The organism is Bartonella sp. 1-1C (genome assembly GCF_002810325.1).
GTDB classification, from domain to species: Bacteria; Pseudomonadota; Alphaproteobacteria; order Rhizobiales; family Rhizobiaceae; genus Bartonella; species Bartonella rochalimae.
The window spans coordinates 549,254-563,781 of record NZ_CP019489.1; the positions used below are offsets into that span (position 1 = coordinate 549,254).

The following is a 14,528-nucleotide window of genomic DNA, read 5'->3' on the forward strand; positions in this document are numbered from 1 at the left end:
TGTCTAAGGATATTGGCTAAGTCAACATTCCATTTTCTTAAAGACGGGTTAAGATGCATTTTAAAAAAAGTCAACTATAACTACTATATATCCGTAAAAAGAACGATAGAAAATTAATAACGAAATTGTTCTGATAAGATTCGTTCATCCCAAGAATGGTCAGGATCAAAAAGGATAGAGACTGTTATTTCTGTTGCTGATGAAATAGTAACTGAATGGACAGATTTCACTTCAATATTATCAGCAGCTGCATTGACGGGACGTTTGTTATATTCAAGCATATCAAAGCGCACTGTGGCGGTATTTGGAAGTAAGGCTCCATGCCAAGCTCGAGGACGAAAAGGGCTAACGGGAGTAAGGATCATAAGGGGCGCCATGAGAGGTAGAATAGGTCCTTGGGCTGATAAGTTATATGCAGTAGATCCCGCTGGTGTAGCAACAAGAATACCATCGCAAATTAATTCTTCCATGCGAACTTGGTTATCAATACTGATACGAATTTTAGCAGCCTGATATGATTGACGAAATAAGGATACTTCATTGATTGCGAGTGCTTCAATATGTCCTTGAGTTTGTGCATTTGCGATCATGCGTAAGGGATGAATTTCTTTTTTATGTGCAGCAGCAATACGAGCTGGTAATTTTTTTTCATGAAACTCATTCATTAGAAAACCTACTGAGCCTCGATTCATACCATAAATAGGTTTACCAGTATTCATGACATCCCGTACTGTTTGCAACATTGTTCCATCTCCACCAAGTGCAACAATGATATCGGCTTCTTCAAGAGAAGAGTGACCATAAATAGATATTAATTTATTGGTGGCCTTGATAGCTTCTTCAGTTTCTGCAGAAATGAAATGAAAGCGGCTTGGTAGTGTAGTCATTAAAAATTGTCCTGATATTCACGACTTATTTTTTAGAATTTAAAAACTTTATATAAGGATTGTTTTGATAAAAGAAAGAATTTTGTATGAAAAGTAATTTATTAAAACAAAGGAATATGTATGCAAAATAGCATTAAAAAATAATATAATTTTACCAAGAATAAGCATATATTCTTTATTAAGTTTTTAAAAGGAGTGATTCCTCATTGAAGCTGGGAGCATGATCAGCTAAAGAAGTATAGCAGTTTTAATCATCATTTAAGCACCCGTAGCTCAGCTGGATAGAGCGCTGCCCTCCGAAGGCAGAGGTCACAGATTCGAATTCTGTCGGGTGCACCAAATTTTCCACTTTGCTGTATATTTCTTATCTTATAAAAACTGTTTTAAATATTAAATCTAGATAAAGCTACTTTGAATGAACTTGAATCTGTTTATTGGGATGGTAAAACGAGCAAGCTTCATCATGACACACATTTGGCTATTAAAAGAGAAGCAATGTGTATTGCTGCTGGCAATGAATAAGTTCATAGAATTAATATTGGATTTGGCAAATTAGCCTCGATTAAAACTGATATAGATAATTTATCCATTTTATAAAGAAATCTTATTTTATCACATTAATTGTAGAATAGGAATGTCTTCACCTGAAAGTGTTTTATGATTGATGATGACTTTGAATCTTATTTCTCGTTTGGGACGATGGACTTTAAGTGTTGGTTTGGAATTATTGTATTTACTAGAGAATATGCTTGCAAGTAGAGTTATTTCTGTTTTTCCTGAAAAAGGCTCAGTAGGTGCATTAGGTAATCTTGTTCCGCTTGCACATATAGCTTCTATGATGATAGGAGAAGGGGAAGCGTTTTTTCAAAATTTTGTATGAGTGAGAAGGTTGCACTAGAAAAATCAGGATTATCTGCCATTATTTTAGAGGCAAAAGAAGGGTTAGCCTATGATCAATAGATTCAAACATCAACCGCACTCGTTCTTGCAGTTTTTTTCCATGGTTATTATGTATGCACTGTATGGTGGACTTCTATTGTAGCCATAAGTAAATTAATTTTAAACTACGATCAGAACATTATAAAGAAAGAGTCTAGAGACTCGTTTTTTTATGATGCTTGCCCATCAGATTTTTTTTTGATAAATTGGAGAGCTACTTAGTTTAAGTGAAAGAGTAGTGCGTGTTGTCATAATACAATTACCCTATTATCTACATTTCCTTAAAGCTGAAGGGAAAGGAAGAATGCAGTTTTTTTGTTGTAAACGGTATATGTCGCATCACCATATAAAATGAAATTATGCATCTTAGCCGTTGTAAATTGTATTCTTGTATGAAAATATAGAAAATAAAAATTCAAGCCCTTCAGATCTTTTAGAGTTTTTTACATTTCAATCGGTTTCGGTTCTTATTAATCTGCCAATTTTGCTTCTGTAAAAGTTAGGATGATGTTTGAAGAAGGATAGAAATGACAACAAATGAACTTAAACGAGGTATAAATCAGCGTCAGGTTATATTTTTAGCTCTTGGTTCTGCTATTGGAACAGGGCTTTTTTATGGATCGGCACAGGCGATTAATCTTGCTGGTCCAAGTGTTTTAATTGCCTATTGTATTGCAGGTTTAGCTATTTTTATAGTTATGCGTGCTTTAGGAGAGATGATTATTCATAATCCACTGTCTGGTTCTTTTGCACGTTATGCTACAAATTATATATCACCATTAGCTGGTTTTTTAACAGGATGGACATATGTTTTTGAAGTAGTGCTTGTTGGTTTAGCTGATATTACAGTTTTTGCAACTTATATGAGTTTTTGGTATCCTGATGTTCCTTCTTGGATATGGACATTGAGTATTACTCTTATCATTACTGGTATTAACCTAGCAGCAGTGAAAGTGTATGGTGAGCTAGAATTTTGGCTTTCTTCCGTAAAAATTATTGCCATTATCGCTATGATTATTTTAGGAATAGCAATTATTTTTTTTAATTGGAATACAAATACATTTTCTACCATTGGGATTCATAATTTATGGCAAAATGGTGGAGTATTTCCAAATGGTTTATTTGGTTTTTTAGCTTGCTTTAGTGTTGTTGTTTTTGCTTTTGGAGGAGTAGAGATTATTGGAATGGCTGCAATGGAAGTACAGGATCCTGATAAGACAATTTCAAGAGCAATTAATTCTATTCCAATTCGAATTGTGCTCTTTTATGTTATGACTTTAGCAGTTTTAATGTCGCTTTATCCTTGGAATGAAATTCGCCTTATTAGTAGTCCTTTTGTTACAATTTTTGAAAAATTTGGTATTTCATCAGCAGCTCATATTCTTAATATTGTTGTTATTACAGCTGTGGTTTCTGCGATTAATAGTGAAATGTATGGTGCGGTTCGCATGATCCATGGTTTGTCGCAGGAAGGTTATGCATTTAAAAAATTCCAATATTTATCAAAAAACGGTATACCGATTTTTGTTATTTTACTCGTATTTAGCATCTTTATTTTTGGTGTTATTCTTAATTATTATTATCATAATCAGCTTTTTTTTCTTATTGCAGCAATGGCGACATTCGCTACAGTTTTTGTGTGGGTAATGATTTTGCTTTCGCAAATTTTTATGCGGCTTAAAATGTCTACAGAAGAACTCCGTGATCTAAAGTTTCCAATACCATTTTGGCCAATAGGATCCATTTTTGCTACTTTATTTATGATCTTTATTTTTGTTTTGTTATGGTTTTTTGATAATACGAGATCGGTGTTGATGATAGGTGTTGTTTGGCTTTCTTTTCTTGTTGTTTGTTTTTATGCACTTAAACTTTATAATTTAAAGAAAAGAAAAGTCTATCAAGAAGAGAAAAAGATTTAAAATCAAAAAAGTGTAATTTATATAATTATCTATATTTAAGGGGGCTTTGGAATGTAAAAAAATGATTGAGCGATATGATTTTAAGATAACGTCGCTATTTTAAGAAGAGAGGGTAGTCTTTTTTAAGATTTTTATACTTATATTGCTTTATTTAGTGAAAAAGAAAATTGATTTCTATAACCCCCATCTCGCAAAGTAACATCAAGATTTTTAAGCATAATTCCCTCCCTAATTGATTATTTAATTTACTTCAAAGTCATAAAATAATTTGCTTTTCGACTATAAATTACAAAACCTACTATGCAGCATAGTGCCAATAAAATGGCAAAAAACCATGGATTATGTCTAGATATTGTTCCAATCATTATTGCACTGAATGCAGCACTCCCTAATTGTAATGCTCCCATAACTCCAGATGCTGCTCCAGCGGCTTTTGGGTGTGATGAAATAGCCAATGCTGTTCCTAATGGCAACAAAAAACCATTGCCAAAAGTAAGAATAGAAATGGCTATTAAACTCGTTAGAAGCGGCCACGGACTTACATACATTTGTATAGCAAATAATATGCCACCCATAACAAAAATAACATATCCACGTTGAATAGTACGTTCCATAGACTCTCGCTTAAGAAAGCTTCGCGCTACCAAATTCCCCAAGACATAGGTTAAAGAAACACCAATGTAGCTATAACCAATGTATAGAGTTGATAAACCTAAGTTTGTAAGAAAAAAAGGAGATTCTACGATATAAGCAAAGTAGGCTGCATAGGCAAAACATGGAATCAATGCGTAAAAAATAAACTGTTTATTTCTAAGAACTTCCAAGCTGTTCTTAATAATTCCTACAGGAGTAAAAGATTGACGTTTTGTAAGAGGGAGAGTTTCTGTTAATACAAAGAGACAAAGGAAAATGGATAAAAGTATAAAAAGGCTTAAAAAGATAAAAATGGATTGCCAATTAAAAAATTGTAATAAAAGTTGGCCAATTAACGGTGCAAGTGCTGGTGATGTTCCGACAAAAGGGAAAATAACCAAATAAAATTTTCCTGCAGCTTCTTTGTCCATTAAATCGTTAATAATAGCGCGACTTAAAACAATCCCTGAACAGGCTCCAAGGCCTTGTAAAAAGCGTAGTGTTAAAAAGGCTTGGATATTGATTGTATAAATAATACCTAATGTTGCAAACAGCCATAAAAACAAGCCAAAAAGAAGTGTTTTTTTACGCCCAAAATTATCACTAAGTGGTCCGTAAATGAGTTGTCCAATAGCTACTGCAGATAAAAAAATTGCCACTGCATGTTGAATTTGCGATTCTGTAACTTGGTAGTATTGGCGCATATCTCCAAGCGCCGGTAAGAAAATATCAGTAGAAATTAAACCTCCTACTGATAAACATATTATAATTACCATAAACAATGGTGTATGTTTATAATACATATCTTCTCCCCCTTTAACACAATAGATATAATAAATATAATTGGAACTTTTACAAGTATAATTATATTATATCCAACAAAACATGTGCATATTTTTTATAATTATTTATTTTTTACTACTACAAAATAGATTTATTTAGAGGTTTATATTTTTATATTTGTAAAAAATTTTATATAAATATTTAATTAAAATGAGCAAGAGTAGAGCTTCTAGAAAAGAAGCAATAAAATTTAAAATATTTTTCATAGCAATAAGAGAAAACAGTTACAGTAACAGAAACTAATTAAGTACAGGACAGCACTATCCATGCAAAGATATTAGTGACTGGACTGAGAGCTTTAGTATGAACAGCTAAAGATAATCGAGTGAAGTAAAATACTGTGTTTGTTTATAAATATGTTAACGAAAAAATGCCCAAAAGGTAAAAAATGCAGTTTTAGCAGAAGCAACCCTATAAAGTAGGAACAATAAACTCATCTGGTTCCATACCCATAATATCAATCTTTCTTCAACCGGTGAAACAGAAACCCGTCCTGTGAATGCAACGGTCGTTTACACCATAAAATCATAAAGTTTTACAATGCTCAATAATCCATCTGCTATTGATGATATTGCTGATGCGGAGCAAATTCGCGTTCTTTTTTATGCGAGTCATAGAATGGTTCATGCGCCTTTAAAAAGAGATCATCGTTTTGATCAAAAAGGATGTTCAGCATGATTTTTTAAGCGCTTTAAGGAACACCAAAAAGCAACCGATGAACGTCTGGAAGCTCTGAAAAATAGGTGTCGAAGATGGTAAAGGGGATAAAGATGGAGATAAGTGTTTATGTTGGCGGCGGCGGTGGCGGTAGTTATTCCAATGGTAAAGTTGGTCATGGTGGCCATAGTACGTGGGGCGGTCATGGTTGTAAAACGGCAACAATAAACAGAGACGCTGATCAAGAGAGCCATAACCAAACTGGAAATAGACAATGAAGTTAATAAGCAAAGTGATGCCAATGTGCGTTCTGATCTTTCTCAGTGGGTGCGGAAGTAGAAGCTTTTCTTGTATCGGTTAGTCTCCCCTGTATTTAGATCAGAAAGATCTCACTGTCATCAGTATCAACTTGTCCAAACAAATCTTGAAGCATAACAAATATGGTGAACAGTTGTGTGGATGGAAACAGGTCAAAAAAGTTAAAACACAAAGATAAAGAGACCAAAAAACGAGATTAATTTGTCATAGATTTTAGAGAAAAATCTAAAATCCTGTTCCCTCACTTTTACTTTGGTATCACTCACCTTTAAAAAAGATAAATAAAAACGATAAGTTATATTTATGTATAAAACGCTTGGTGGGCGTGACAGGGATTGAACCTGTGACCCCTACGATGTCAACGTAGTGCTCTCCCGCTGAGCTACACGCCCATTATATAATAGTAGCATCACGTATAAAACTATAAACGTTAATGTTTGATTGAATTTTTATAATAAAATACGAATAATTAAAAAAAATATCTTTTTCAAGCAGCTATAAGTATTTTTTCGATTTCACTAACCAATTCACGTAAATGAAATGGCTTAGAAAGCACTTTAGCATCAGGAGGAGCATCATGATTTGAATTTAATGCGACTGCTGCAAAGCCTGTAATAAACATTACTCGTAAATCAGGATCAATTTCAGTTGCACGTCGTGCTAATTCGATTCCATCCATTTCTGGCATTACAATATCAGTAAGTAGAAGAGAAAATGGCTCTTCTTGTAAACATTCATATGCGCTCACACCGTTATCAAAATCAGTAACTTCATAGCCTGCACGTTCGAGTGCTTTTGCTAAAAAGCGGCGCATATCATTATCATCTTCTGCAAGCAAGATTCGTTTCATCATTATGTCCAGTTGCTTTATTTATCAGAATTTATCATATTGATTTATACATTGTAGAGCGTTTATAGAAAAAGCTATAAAACATTTATAATGAAAATGAATGGCGAAATGGTTAATTTCTTAGCTGTTATCCAGAATTCACATTATTATTTTTACTTTTTGAATTCGTTACGTACATAAATTTGGGTTAAGAATCCGATATTTTGAAGGTTTTAGCTCACTTAATTGCAGATTCTATTTTTTCACTTTTGCTGATTCTTATCAGATTGATTATATACATTTTATGATTATATCAGTTTTAGGAGTTGCTAATATTGAAAAATTAGAAGATTATTAATTATTTTTTATATCGAAAGTTTATATAATCAGGGAATGCCTTTGATCATAGAAAACCTATTTATTGAACAATTTTGTGTTTTTGATGGTTGTTAGAAATAAAGCAGTCAAATGCAGACCAAAATTGTTTATAAAAGTATTTTTCACGCATAATCGTATCAAGATCAGCTCCTATAATTGTAATACTGTCTGTCAAATGTGTTAATCGACATAATTGTCGCGCTTCAATATTATTCGCAATATTATTTTGATTAGCAAGGATAAACAGTGTTGGGATTTGTAAATTCCCATGAAGTATATTTGTTTTCATTGCATCGATTGCATTGAGCGTTGAGGATAGCCACTGGGCCGTTATTGGATTAAAAGAAAAATTAGAAAAATTAGATTGTGTGTTTTTCTGTTTTAATTTTTTTCTATCTTTAACAGGTAAAAAGCCAAGGCCTATATCGGAAAAAAATTGTGTTAACTTATGTTGAAAACTGTTTGTTTTATTACCTAGTGGAGCAAAAAGAGGAGAAACGCAAAGCATTCTGTTAAATTGATGAGTGATAAGGCTTAGCCCGTTAAGTGCTATTAGTCCTCCCATACCATAAGTAAGCATGTAATAAGGTGGAGGGCAATCAGTATAAACAATTATTTTAAGAAATTCAGATAAGTAATTGATATAATTATTAATATTAAAATAATTATGTCGATACCATTTTTGTTTGTTCGGTTGGTTCCCTTCTTGACCAAACCAATCAAATATTGTGGTATAAAAACCGCGTTGAGAGATTTCATTCATTGGTAAAAAATATTCTTCTAGAGTATCTGTATAGTTTTTGAGAATAACAACCGTTCCTTTAATTTTTTTTATTTCAGAATTTGTTATTGCAAAACGAATCTCATGGTTGTTAGCTGTTTTGAAATAGCTACTATGCATATTAGAAAAAGAAGAATTATGGCCCGGAGAATAAAGAGGTGTTTTCAATTGGCATCCTTTGTTGATGTACGTGCACAAGTTGGTGTAAGATAAAAAAATCTGTTACTTGTAATGCTGATGGAAAGTTAAAAAACATTTATTTTATTTATATGTATTTTTGTAAATTAAAATACAAAGGAGTTGAAATAAAAAAGATTTGTTCCCAAATAAATATTACAGTTGCCGTACTGGGACTGTTGGTCTGCAAATATATCTGCCATTTGGAGACTTGAAGGATCAATTATAGTCGCTCTAAAGGAGGGCAAATTTATGCGTCAAGTAGACTTTTCACCATTTTATCGTTCAACAGTAGGTTTTGACCATCTTCTTAACTGGTTTGATTCTAGGACACAATTAGATGATATTTCTTCTTCTTATCCACCGTATAATATTGAGCGTTTAAGTGAGGATTCTTATAGAATTTCTATGGCTGTTGCTGGCTTTTCGCAAAATGAAATAGATATTGAAATACATTGTAATCAGCTAACCATTAAGGGTGAGAAAATGCCAGAAAATGACGGTGCAGGGCGTGAGTTTCTTTATCGAGGAATTGCTTCACGTGCTTTTGAGCGTCGTTTCCATTTAGCTGATCATGTTAAAGTTATTGGAGCTGAACTAAGTGATGGTCTTCTTCATATTCAACTTCAAAGAGAAACGCCAGCTGAATTGAAACCAAGAAAAATAGCTGTGCAAGCAGCGACGTCTGCTACTAAAAATAGCAATAATCATAATACATCTACAGAAAATTTAAAACTTAAGGCAAAAGAACAATTATAATTTTCTAAGTTATTTGAATAGCACGGGATAAAAGTCCCGTGTTTTTTATATTGTCTTGAAGAGAAAGTCTAAAGATTCTTTGTATAAAAATAGCTATAAATAATTGAAAAAGCAGAATAGATGTTTGAAATTATATATGAAGAAATTTTCTCTTTAGGAAAGCATCCTTTTTTCTTAATTTTGAAGGATGGTCGGAGCGGCGGGATTTGAACCCACGACCCCTTGACCCCCAGTCAAGTGCGCTACCAGGCTGCGCTACGCTCCGAACTATTTAGCACGACTAAACAACTGTTTCTTTAAAGGCAAGAGAAAAACAACATAAAATCTATCAGAGTATTCTTTTGTGACAAGAAAGAACCACTAAGATGATGAAAGAAAGATTTTGTAGTCCAGTATTTATAATTTATTTGCGATAAGTAATCTGATCACTAAGTTTTTTATTTACTAATTTTTAGCAGCTGCTGTATGCAGAGCTTAAGGATTATTAATAGTATGATGATGAAGAAAGTGAATAGTTTTTATGATTTTAAATAAATTTATTTTTAATTGCAGCATTAGTGGAAAAGCAAGGATATCTCTTTCATATTTCCGTGTATATTGAAAATCTGTTTTGAGGATAAATCAATTATATTAACATAATGATAGATTAAATAAAACGAAAAGAACTCTTAAATTACTTTAAAGAGATTGTAAGAGGAATTAAAATCTAAAGAAATGTATACATAATTTTATTTGCTTAATCCGATGCTTGTTTTAATATCAAAAATGACATTATTGCAGCTAAAATCTTTGTTCAGTGAAAGAATAATAAACGATGAGCCGTTTTTCAGTAATAAATTTGACAGAAGCTGCCATAGATCGCGTTAAAACTATTATGAAGACAAAAAATGCATATGGTATTCTTGTTGGTATCAAGAAAGGTGGTTGTGCAGGTATGGAATATACCATAACTCTTGTAACAGAAGAAATGCACGATGCTGATGTTGTTGAAGTTAACGGTGCTCGTGTTTTTGTCGCACGCGATGCAGTATTATTTTTATTAGGAACGCAGATGGATTATGAGGTAACAACATTACGCTCAGGTTTTATATTCAATAATCCTAACCAAATTTCATCTTGTGGATGCGGTGAATCGGTAGAGATTCGTCCTGTTTCGCAAAATAAGATAAATGAAATATACAAGAAAATTTAGTTAAATAACAAATTTTTATATAATTTTTCTAATTATATCTATTAAGATGTAAAAATAATTTTTTTTATTCTGCATTTTTGGCTTTCTTCCAAAGATCTTTCATTTCTTTTGAAGAGACATCGGTTAGCATTTTAGATTGAGCTAGCAGATTTTCTTCAATATTCGCAAAGCGATTTCGAAATTTTATATTAGTTTTTTTAAGTGCTTTTTGTGGATCAATATTCAAGTGACGAGCGAGATTCAATAGAGTGAAATAAAGATCGCCGAATTCTATTTCTATATCGGATTTTTTTTTAATTTTTATTGCTTCTTTGAGTGTATTGAGCTCTTCTTTGATTTTTGCAAAAATTTTATCACTATCATACGACTCAAAACCAACTTCTGCAGCTGTTTTTTGTAATGCGAGTGCTTCTTTATCTGTTGGTTGAGCTGATTTTACTTGGATAAGATAACTTGCTAATTCATTATCTGGTACACTTATTTCTTCATATTGTTTTTTCTGTTCGGCTTTTTCTATTTTCTTGATATGCTCCCACATTCCTTCTACAAAACCACGGCTTTTTTGCTCGGCATTTCCAAAAATATGAGGATGACGGCGAATCATTTTTGCCGTAATTGCATAAACAACATCTTCAAAAGTAAAGCTTCTTTCTTCTGTAGCAATCATAGCGTGATATACTACCTGTAAAAGAAGATCACCGAGTTCTTCACAAAGATCTGTTCGATTACCTCGTTCAATGGCGTCAATAACTTCGTAAGCTTCTTCAAGCATATAAGGTATAATGGACTCAAAAGTTTGTTTTATGTTCCAAGTGCAACCACTCTCACGGTTTCGTAATGCTGCTACAATTGAAATAAGGTCATTGATATCTTTTGATGCTAGCATTAATGTCTCTTAATATAATATAATTATAGGTCCCAGCGTCTATGAAACCACATCCATTGTTCAGGATATTCACGTACCCAAGATTCAACAATATCATTTAGTTTTTGTGTGGCAGCAGGTATGTTAATTTCATTTTTTTCATCAAGTGGTAGGTCTACACGTTCATATAAATCTAGACGGTAACGTCCTCCAGTTAATCGGATACAACGTGCTGGATAAATATCACAATTATATTGCCGAGCGAGTTTTATAATTAAGGGATTTGTTTTAACTGGTCGGTTAAAAAATGTTCCAGGAATACCTCGACGGAACTTTTGATCGACAAGAACGCCTGTATTTTCACCTTTTGCTAGTTTAGCAGCTAGTATCCAGACTGCACCGGCTTTGGATGGTACAAGATGTCCCATAGAAGTTTTGCGCGCTTTAAGAACTTTTTTTGCAATATAGGGATTGTTGGGTGGCCTAAATAATACTGTGACGTTAAGATCAAAACTTTGAGCGCATATAGGAAGAAGTTCAAAATTTCCAGTATGGGCTGTGAAAAAAATATGTGGTTTTTTTTCGTTCTTTAATCGTTGAAATATTTCAATACCGTTGACTTCAACCAATCCTCGCTTATCAGCATTAGGATCGAAGTCAAAAATTTTATCAAGAAAAATATATTCGGCTAGAAGTCGCCCCATATTTTCCCACATTTTTATTGCAATTTTACGCAATTCTTGTTCTGTTTTTTCTGGATATGCAGCTTTAAGATTAGAAAGTGCAATTTTATGACGAGGTACAAGAGGACCGAATGTTTTTGCTAACCAGGAAAAAAAAGAAAAACCAATATTAGCAGGAAGATATCGTAGAATGGCTAAAAAACCGATTAATAAGTTTGCCCATAGAAAATTAAAATAATTTTTTATATTAATTTTAATACGATACATAAAAATTTTAATATAATACTTTAACATAATTAATTGATCTTCAGGATGATTTTTCCGAAAACATCACGACTTTCCATGCGTTTTAAAGCTATATCAATTTGATCAAAGTTAATAATTGTATCAATGACAGGATATATAATTCCTTGCGCCATTTTCTCCATAGCATTTGCCATATTTTCCATACGACAACCAAATGAACCAAATATTTTTAGTTGTTGCTGAAATAATTGCATTAAATTCATAGATGTTGCAATACCAGAAGTAGAACCACAAGTTACCAAACGTGCTCCGCGTTTCATACTCAGCATAGAACCTGCCCATGTATCAGCTCCTACATGCTCAAAAACAACATCAACACCTTTTTTTTGCGTTAATTTACGAACAATACCTTCGAAACGTTCTTTACGGTAATTAATAACATGATCTGCTCCAAGAGATTGTGCTTTTTCAATTTTGCTGTCTGAACCCACTGTAGTGATAACTGTACATCCCATGTTTTTTGCAATTTGAATAGCTGCTGATCCAATACCAGAACCACCAGCATGTATTAGAATTGTTTCTCCAACTTGTAATTTTGCATTATCAAACAGCATATGCTCTACGGTTCCAAAGGTAATAGGGGCCACAGCTGCTTTTATTTCATCACATTTTAAAGGCGCTGGCACTAGTAGATGTGCTGGAAGATTGACAAGTTCACAAGCAAATCCATCAAGATGAAAACCATATACACCTTTTACTTGATCGCAAAGATTATCACGTCCTTCGCAGCAGGCTTGGCATAGACCACAAGTATGCGCTCCATAAATTGAAACGAGTTGCCCAACTTGAAAATTTTCAATGCCATCTCCTAATTGAGAAATTTCACCAGAAGCTTCTGCACCTATAATAAGTGGCATTTTTCTTTTCGCGAAGGCCATACCGCGCCATCCCCATACATCAATATGATTGAGAGCAACAGCCTTTATACGTACTGTGACTTCACCGGGATTTGGTGGCGGTGGTGGTGGAGTATTAGTAATTTTAAGTTGGCGCTCATTGATTAGTTGCAGTGCACGCATCGTTATTCTCTTTGGATCTCTATAAAGATTGATAGTTTTCAGATTAATTTAAATGATTATCCTTTATACGCTGTAATAACAAGGCTAGTATTTTGACCTCCAAAACCAAATGAGTTTGATAAAACTGCATTTATGCAGGCTTTACGCTTATGATTAGGAACAACATCTAAAGGAATTGTAGGATCGGGATCATCGTAATTAATTGTAGGAGGAAGTATTCCTGTTTGAATGGTTAGAAGCGAAAAAACAGCTTCTATGGCACCTGCAGCAGTTAATGTATGGCCAATCATTGATTTATTAGAAGAGACTGGGATGTGCTCTAAAATATCACCAAAAACTGTTGATAATGCTAGATATTCCATCTTTTCATTTTCAGGTGTAGAGGTTCCATGCGCGTTGATATAATCAATTTCATTGATAGTGATTTTTGCATCCGCTAAGGCTTTACGCACTGCTTCAATTGCAGGTGATGCATCGGGCTTTGAACGGGTACGATGAAAATCATCGGCTGTTTCTCCACAGCCTGCCAAAATTCCTAAAATTTTCACTTTACGAGCTAAAGCACTTTGAACAGACTCAAGGACAAGAGCGCCTGATCCTTCGGCCATCACAAAACCATCTCGATCGCGGCTAAACGGTTTTGCTGCTTTTTCTGCTGGATCATTTTTGGTGGAAAGAGCAGATAATAGTGAAAAACGGATAAGGGATTCTGCTGAAACCGAACCATCCGTGGCGATTGTGAGAGAACGATCTGTTTCACCTCGTCGAATTGCTTCAACACCTAACTGGATAGCTGTTGCACCCGATGCACAAGCGGTTGAAAGGGTAATGGGAAGCCCTTTTGTTCCAAATTTTTCTTGAATTTTTTCTGCAATTGTTCCAAATTGAGTAGCTTCAAAAAGCGCATGATGAGGTTTTTTACTACAAACTTCAAGAAGGTGTGCATAAGTAGGTTCATGACTGGATATTACTTCTTTATCAAGAGCGAAGCGTGCTTTCCATTCAAGTTCAACTGGAGGAGCAGCTAAAAACAATGGTCCATTAAAATCTTCTTTGTCAAGATTTGCTTGTTCTAAAGCCTCTTCTGCAGCAAGATGCGCTAATCTTTCGGAAAGAGCTGCAGCACCGATTGTACTTTCTTCAAGAAAATCAATCGTTCCTGCAATATGTGTATTTAATCCTTCAACAGGAAAGCGCGTGATTTTATGAATGCCACTAACACCATTAATTAATTTGTTCCAATTTTTCTGTTTTCCTTGTCCTAGTGATGTTACAACTCCTGCTCCAGTGATTGCTACAAGTGGACGTCCAAGATGATCATTATATTTCATCATAGAAACTTT

13 protein-coding genes, 3 tRNA genes and 1 pseudogene are annotated in these 14,528 nt (G+C 33.7%); 7 read left to right on the top strand and 10 right to left on the bottom strand.

All coding sequences use genetic code 11. From position 1 onward, the window contains the following. Positions 1–113: 113 nt before the first annotated feature. Positions 114–887: an NAD kinase gene (locus B11cv2_RS02510; RefSeq protein ID WP_100693176.1), complete on the bottom strand. Its 774-nt coding sequence runs from the start codon at positions 885–887 to the stop codon at positions 114–116. A gap of 262 nt (positions 888–1,149) precedes the next feature. On the opposite strand from B11cv2_RS02510, the gene B11cv2_RS02515 reads away from it, so the two are divergent. The 3 genes and pseudogenes from B11cv2_RS02515 (at position 1,150) to B11cv2_RS02525 (ending at position 3,745) form a co-directional block, all read left to right on the top strand. Beyond that, positions 1,150–1,226 (top strand) — tRNA-Arg (locus tag B11cv2_RS02515). 48 nt (positions 1,227–1,274) lie between these two features. Continuing rightward, positions 1,275–1,844, top strand: a pseudogene (locus B11cv2_RS02520) (aromatic amino acid lyase); the annotation flags it as partial. 509 nt (positions 1,845–2,353) lie between these two features. Then, a complete protein-coding gene (locus B11cv2_RS02525) occupies positions 2,354–3,745 on the top strand; it encodes an amino acid permease (RefSeq protein WP_100693177.1) in 1,392 nt (463 codons plus the stop codon). A 245-nt stretch (positions 3,746–3,990) separates the two neighbouring features. Here B11cv2_RS02525 and B11cv2_RS02530 read toward each other — a convergent pair whose 3' ends face one another. After that, positions 3,991–5,181 (bottom strand): multidrug effflux MFS transporter, encoded by a 1,191-nt coding sequence (locus tag B11cv2_RS02530; protein ID WP_100693178.1) that lies wholly within the window; start codon positions 5,179–5,181, stop codon positions 3,991–3,993. Between the two features lie 580 nt (positions 5,182–5,761). Between B11cv2_RS02530 and B11cv2_RS07605 the strand changes: the two genes are divergently transcribed. Then, positions 5,762–5,899 (top strand): hypothetical protein, encoded by a 138-nt coding sequence (locus B11cv2_RS07605; RefSeq protein WP_371410319.1) that lies wholly within the window; start codon positions 5,762–5,764, stop codon positions 5,897–5,899. A gap of 92 nt (positions 5,900–5,991) precedes the next feature. Then, positions 5,992–6,156 carry a hypothetical protein gene (locus tag B11cv2_RS07130; RefSeq protein WP_158521541.1) on the top strand — a complete coding sequence of 55 codons (165 nt, stop codon included), beginning with the start codon at positions 5,992–5,994 and terminating at the stop codon, positions 6,154–6,156. Between the two features lie 357 nt (positions 6,157–6,513). On the opposite strand, the gene B11cv2_RS02550 is transcribed toward B11cv2_RS07130, so the two are convergent. The 3 genes from B11cv2_RS02550 to B11cv2_RS02560 form a co-directional block, all read right to left on the bottom strand. Continuing rightward, positions 6,514–6,588, bottom strand: a tRNA-Val gene (locus B11cv2_RS02550). Positions 6,589–6,683: 95 nt separating this feature from the next. Beyond that, positions 6,684–7,046 carry a cell cycle two-component system response regulator CpdR gene (gene cpdR, locus B11cv2_RS02555; RefSeq protein WP_035006684.1) on the bottom strand — a complete coding sequence of 121 codons (363 nt, stop codon included), beginning with the start codon at positions 7,044–7,046 and terminating at the stop codon, positions 6,684–6,686. 397 nt (positions 7,047–7,443) lie between these two features. Continuing rightward, a complete protein-coding gene (locus tag B11cv2_RS02560; protein WP_245406991.1) occupies positions 7,444–8,352 on the bottom strand; it encodes a serine aminopeptidase domain-containing protein in 909 nt (302 codons plus the stop codon). A 261-nt stretch (positions 8,353–8,613) separates the two neighbouring features. Between B11cv2_RS02560 and B11cv2_RS02565 the strand changes: the two genes are divergently transcribed. Further along, positions 8,614–9,120 carry an Hsp20 family protein gene (locus B11cv2_RS02565; protein WP_100693180.1) on the top strand — a complete coding sequence of 169 codons (507 nt, stop codon included), beginning with the start codon at positions 8,614–8,616 and terminating at the stop codon, positions 9,118–9,120. Between the two features lie 188 nt (positions 9,121–9,308). Here B11cv2_RS02565 and B11cv2_RS02570 read toward each other — a convergent pair. Continuing rightward, positions 9,309–9,385, bottom strand: a tRNA-Pro gene (locus tag B11cv2_RS02570). A gap of 549 nt (positions 9,386–9,934) precedes the next feature. On the opposite strand from B11cv2_RS02570, the gene B11cv2_RS02575 reads away from it, so the two are divergent. After that, complete coding sequence (locus B11cv2_RS02575; protein WP_035005961.1) at positions 9,935–10,312, top strand: iron-sulfur cluster assembly accessory protein; 378 nt, start codon at positions 9,935–9,937, stop codon at positions 10,310–10,312. 64 nt (positions 10,313–10,376) lie between these two features. On the opposite strand, the gene mazG is transcribed toward B11cv2_RS02575, so the two are convergent. From mazG to B11cv2_RS02595, 4 genes are read right to left on the bottom strand one after another with little or no spacing between them, the layout of a single operon-like run. Next, the gene (mazG, locus tag B11cv2_RS02580) at positions 10,377–11,198 is read right to left on the bottom strand and encodes a nucleoside triphosphate pyrophosphohydrolase (RefSeq protein WP_100693181.1); all 822 of its coding nucleotides are present in this window, start codon (positions 11,196–11,198) and stop codon (positions 10,377–10,379) included. A 23-nt stretch (positions 11,199–11,221) separates the two neighbouring features. Beyond that, the gene (locus tag B11cv2_RS02585) at positions 11,222–12,154 is read right to left on the bottom strand and encodes a lipid A biosynthesis lauroyl acyltransferase (protein WP_245406992.1); all 933 of its coding nucleotides are present in this window, start codon (positions 12,152–12,154) and stop codon (positions 11,222–11,224) included. 2 nt (positions 12,155–12,156) lie between these two features. Beyond that, entirely contained in the window at positions 12,157–13,185 is a 1,029-nt protein-coding gene (locus tag B11cv2_RS02590; protein WP_100693182.1) for a zinc-binding dehydrogenase, read from the bottom strand. Positions 13,186–13,241: 56 nt separating this feature from the next. Continuing rightward, entirely contained in the window at positions 13,242–14,516 is a 1,275-nt protein-coding gene (locus tag B11cv2_RS02595; RefSeq protein ID WP_100693938.1) for a beta-ketoacyl-ACP synthase, read from the bottom strand. Positions 14,517–14,528: the final 12 nt, after the last annotated feature.